Annotated in this window: 4 protein-coding genes; 1 reads left to right on the plus strand and 3 read right to left on the minus strand. The window is 36.7% G+C overall.

Features of this window, described 5'->3' with window-relative positions; translation table 11 throughout:
* Both AC3AX0_RS08440 and AC3AX0_RS08445 read right to left on the minus strand, forming a co-directional pair.
* Window positions 1–859 (minus strand): cache domain-containing protein (locus AC3AX0_RS08440; protein WP_487549858.1); only part of this gene is annotated, 859 nt, incomplete at its 3' end.
* A 92-nt stretch (window positions 860–951) separates the two neighbouring features.
* Window positions 952–2,274: a YjiH family protein gene (locus tag AC3AX0_RS08445; protein ID WP_487549859.1), complete on the minus strand. Its 1,323-nt coding sequence runs from the start codon at window positions 2,272–2,274 to the stop codon at window positions 952–954.
* Window positions 2,275–2,457: 183 nt separating this feature from the next.
* On the opposite strand from AC3AX0_RS08445, the gene AC3AX0_RS08450 reads away from it, so the two are divergent.
* Entirely contained in the window at window positions 2,458–3,129 is a 672-nt protein-coding gene (locus AC3AX0_RS08450; RefSeq protein ID WP_487549860.1) for a response regulator transcription factor, read from the plus strand.
* A 171-nt stretch (window positions 3,130–3,300) separates the two neighbouring features.
* Here AC3AX0_RS08450 and AC3AX0_RS08455 read toward each other — a convergent pair whose 3' ends face one another.
* Complete coding sequence (locus tag AC3AX0_RS08455; protein ID WP_487549861.1) at window positions 3,301–3,993, minus strand: IspD/TarI family cytidylyltransferase; 693 nt, start codon at window positions 3,991–3,993, stop codon at window positions 3,301–3,303.
* Window positions 3,994–4,152: the final 159 nt, after the last annotated feature.

Consider the following 4,152-nt stretch of genomic DNA (forward strand, 5'->3'; position numbering starts at 1 on the left):
CTCCGAGACCAAGAACATATATTAGAAGTAAAGCTGATTTCTGTTCAAGTTCTTTTTTCGGAAGATTGGCCATGAGTATCCATTTATTGCTGTTCATCTGTCTGTACGTTCTTATGAGGTCTCCTGACTTGTCTTTAATAAAGCTGTTGTTTTCTATTCCTTCAAGATTAATTTCATAATCGGAGTTTTCAATCTTATTACCGATTTTTTCTGTATCTATATGTGAAAGTATGAATCCGTTTGAATCAATAATGACATAGTAGCCAAGGGTGCCAAGTTTGAAATCTTTAATGAAGTTGATGAATTCCTCTGCCTTTATGGCTATTCCAGACAGGGCAATTATCTCACCGTTTTCATTTCTTATTGGGTAGACTGTATTTACTATCATGGATCCATCTGATTTTGCATGAAGTATGTCGCTGGTTACCAACTTTTTTGTTTCAATTGATTTTTTAATATAATCCCTGTCGGAGAGATCAAGATCGATTGCTTCCTTCATTGTTGTGGACATAATAAATCCTTTGGTATCAATGATGAAGAGGTCCATATAGTAGTTTCTTTCATTGTTTAGTTCATCCATTTTGTTTGAAAGATAATCATTGAGGTTTTCCATTTCTATTTCACTATTGAGGAATTTTGCTACCTGGGCGTCCCGGGCAAGAAGCTCTGTTTCCTGTTGTATGGATTCAACCAGCAGGTCGATTCTTTCTTGCGCTCTCAGAAGCTGTACTTCCATGTATTCTTCAGCTTCATTGTTTAGCACTCTTGCTGATATTGAATATATGAACACACTGATAATTACAAGAAATATTATGATGATTAATCCAATCATAAGGGTTATTTTCTTTTTAAGACTCATGTTATCATCCTTTCAATAGTATTGGTCTTATTTGAATGTAAAAAAATAGAGCATCTATGTAGATACTCTATTTTACCATATTTTACTTGTTGTTAGAACAAGAGGTAGGCTACAGGCGAAGCTATTAGTATTGTTAGTATCGTTCTTTCGGCCCATATTATAAGTATTTCCTTTATGGTGATTGGTATTTCTGTTGATAAAATACATGGTATCGATGCCGAGAAGAAGAGTATGGACGAAACGCTTACAACGCCTATAACGAATTTCGTAATAATGTCTGCTCCTGCAACCAGCAATGCGGGAAGGAACATTTCTGCCACTCCCAGGCCTGCAGCCTTTGCTGCCAGCATGGGATCAGGAACTCTTGCTAGGAAGGTGAAAGGATAAAATATGTATCCTATAATATCAAAGACCGGTGTATATTTTGCGAGAAGAAGTCCAAACAATCCTATGGAAAGTATTGAAGGAAGAATTCCCATTGTCATTTTGAATCCGTCTCTCAAGTTTTCGAACATGTTCTGCATGAATGGAGTTGAATTTTCAGCTGCATCCATTCCTTCGGACCACGCATTTGAAAATATGTTTCCTTCTTTTTTTACATGTATATCAGGATTATCTACTATATATTCATCGCTTTTCTTGCTAAGTGGGTAGATTCTAACGGTTATTGCTGAAACTATGAAGGTGATAGCAAGTGTTGACCAGAAATATACATTCCATTGTTCCATGAGTCCAAGAGTCTTAGCGACCACTATCATGAATGTTGCTGAAACCGTTGAAAATCCGGTGGCTATTATGCAGGCTTCCTTGATTGTGTATTTTCCTTCTTTGAAGACTCTGTTCGTGATTAATAGTCCGATTGAATAGCTACCAACAAATGAAGCAACAGCATCTATTGCTGATTTACCTGGAGTTTTCCAGATTGGCTTCATTACAGGTTCCATGATTATTCCTATGAATTCAAGAAGACCATATCCCACAAGGAATGTTAGGAATATTGCTCCAACGGGAACGATAAGTCCTACTGGAATGACAAGTTTGTTGAAGAGGAAAGGTATCATGTCAGGTGTGAAGAGTGCAGCAGGACCAATATTGAAGATAGCCATGATTGCAACTGCCACTCCAAAGATTTTGAATATTGAAAAAACCATATCCACCTTTGTCTTGTTCCATGTCCTGTTCTTGAAAGGAAGGATTGCACCAAGTATTATAATAATTAGTGCATAGTATGGTGTCAGGGAAGCCATATTTGTTTTTATCCCGGTTACAATATGATCTAGAAGTATTGTAGACTTGCCACCTAATTCAACTGGTATGAAAAACATTAGTATTCCGATAAAGCTAAAGACGAAAAATTTAATAATTGTGTTCAATGCGTATGATTTCTTTTCTGTTGACTGGTTTTTAAATTCCATTGTTTGTTCCTCCTTTGTTTTTTTCAATATACCACAAAAAAACCTTTTCCCAGGGTTGTTGATGGGTTTTATATGCAACTGTAATTGAATTGTGATATTTTGTCATGAAACTGTTATAATAATAAGAGGAATGAATATTGTATAATAAATGAATGTTATTTATAAACTAAGCGGGAGGCAGCCATGGACAGCAGAGTTTTGATAGTAGACGACGACAAGAGAATAGTAAACCTGATTCAGGAATACATGAAGATGTATGATATTAAATCCATTGCTGCATACAGTGGGAAGGATGCTCTTGCCATGCTGGATGAAAGGGTTAGCCTTATCATACTTGATATTAATATGGATGATATGGACGGTATAACACTATGTGAAAGGATACGTGTCACAAATGATGTACCAATAATATTTTTAAGCGCAAACGCCACCCAGTACGACAAGGTAAGAGGTCTTGGCGTTGGGGCTGATGATTATATCACAAAACCTTTTGACCCGGTTGTTTTAATTGCAAAGATTAAGGCCCATCTGAGAAGGTCAGAAAAACATGAAAGAAACAGCTACGACAGTGCAATTGAATTTGGTGATATCAGGGTGTACAGGAATGCATACAAGGTGACGTCAGGAGGCGATGATGTAAATCTATCCAATACAGAGTTCAAGCTTCTTTTATATTTCATAGACAATGCATATACTGCGCTTACAAGAAAGCAGATACTTTACAATGTATGGGAAAGTGAGGTCTATGATGAGGGGACAGTCACTACTTATGTTAATAGACTTAGAAGTAAAATAGATAAGGACGAGAAACATATCAAGTCTGTTAGAGGTGTAGGATATATTTTTGAGAAATAGAGACGTTGAAAAGGAGATGCAGGCTGCATCTCCTTTGGTAATTCAATAATCATATTTCCCTAACAGGTCGTCCTTCTATATACCCTCTATAACCCTGTGGCTCGAACTGGAATCTTGGTCCGTCTTCATTGGCCCATTTGAAGCCGTAGGTTTCTGGGTTGTAGTCTTTAATTAAATAGTTCCTATAAGTGCCTCAAATAGGAGGAGGTCCTCAGGAAATGTGAGCTTGATATTTTCCCGGTTTCCTTCAATGATTTTAATTTTGCATAAATCAAAGTGACAGAGTAAGCCCATGTCGTTGTTGTATAAATCATCCACTTCCGGGTTGTTTTTTGCAAGTTCGTGGGCTTTTTTCAAAACTTCACACTTGAATCCCTGTGGTGTCTGGCTAAGCATATAATCCTTTCTTGAGGGCATTTTGTCAACAAAGCCGTCCTTATGCATAAGGATCGTGTTTGACATTGGTATTGCTGGATATACTGCATCATAATTGCCGAGACTGGCAACACATCTGGTTATGACGTCATCTGCTACAAGGGGACAGGTACCGTTGTGAACGAGAACATTGCAGTCTTTATCTTCGATTGCAGAAAGAGCATTGTAAATGCTTAGTCTCCTGTTAGAACCGTTCCTGGTTATAGTACTTATCTTTGGGTATGATTCCACTAGGTTGTTTTTGAAGCTTTGGCTTATATGTTCATCGTTTAATGCTACTATGATTTCATTAATGGAAGAATTTTTCTGGAACTTTTTGAGTGTATGTTCAAGGACTGTTTTATTTTTGACGATAGCATATTGTTTAGGTATTTCGTTGTTGAATCGGATGCCTGATCCACCGGCAAGAATAATGGCTATGGTTTTCATAATGCCTCCTGGATTTTCTTATTATATGTTATCATTAATAAAGTGGATGGTCTATCAAAAGTGAAGGTTTATATTGGAATTATTGGTAAAATGTAATAAAATCAATGTATATGTTTAATTCAATACAATAATCAACATAATAACAGTGGAGTATGGGAT

Source organism: Dethiosulfatibacter sp. (assembly GCF_983023055.1).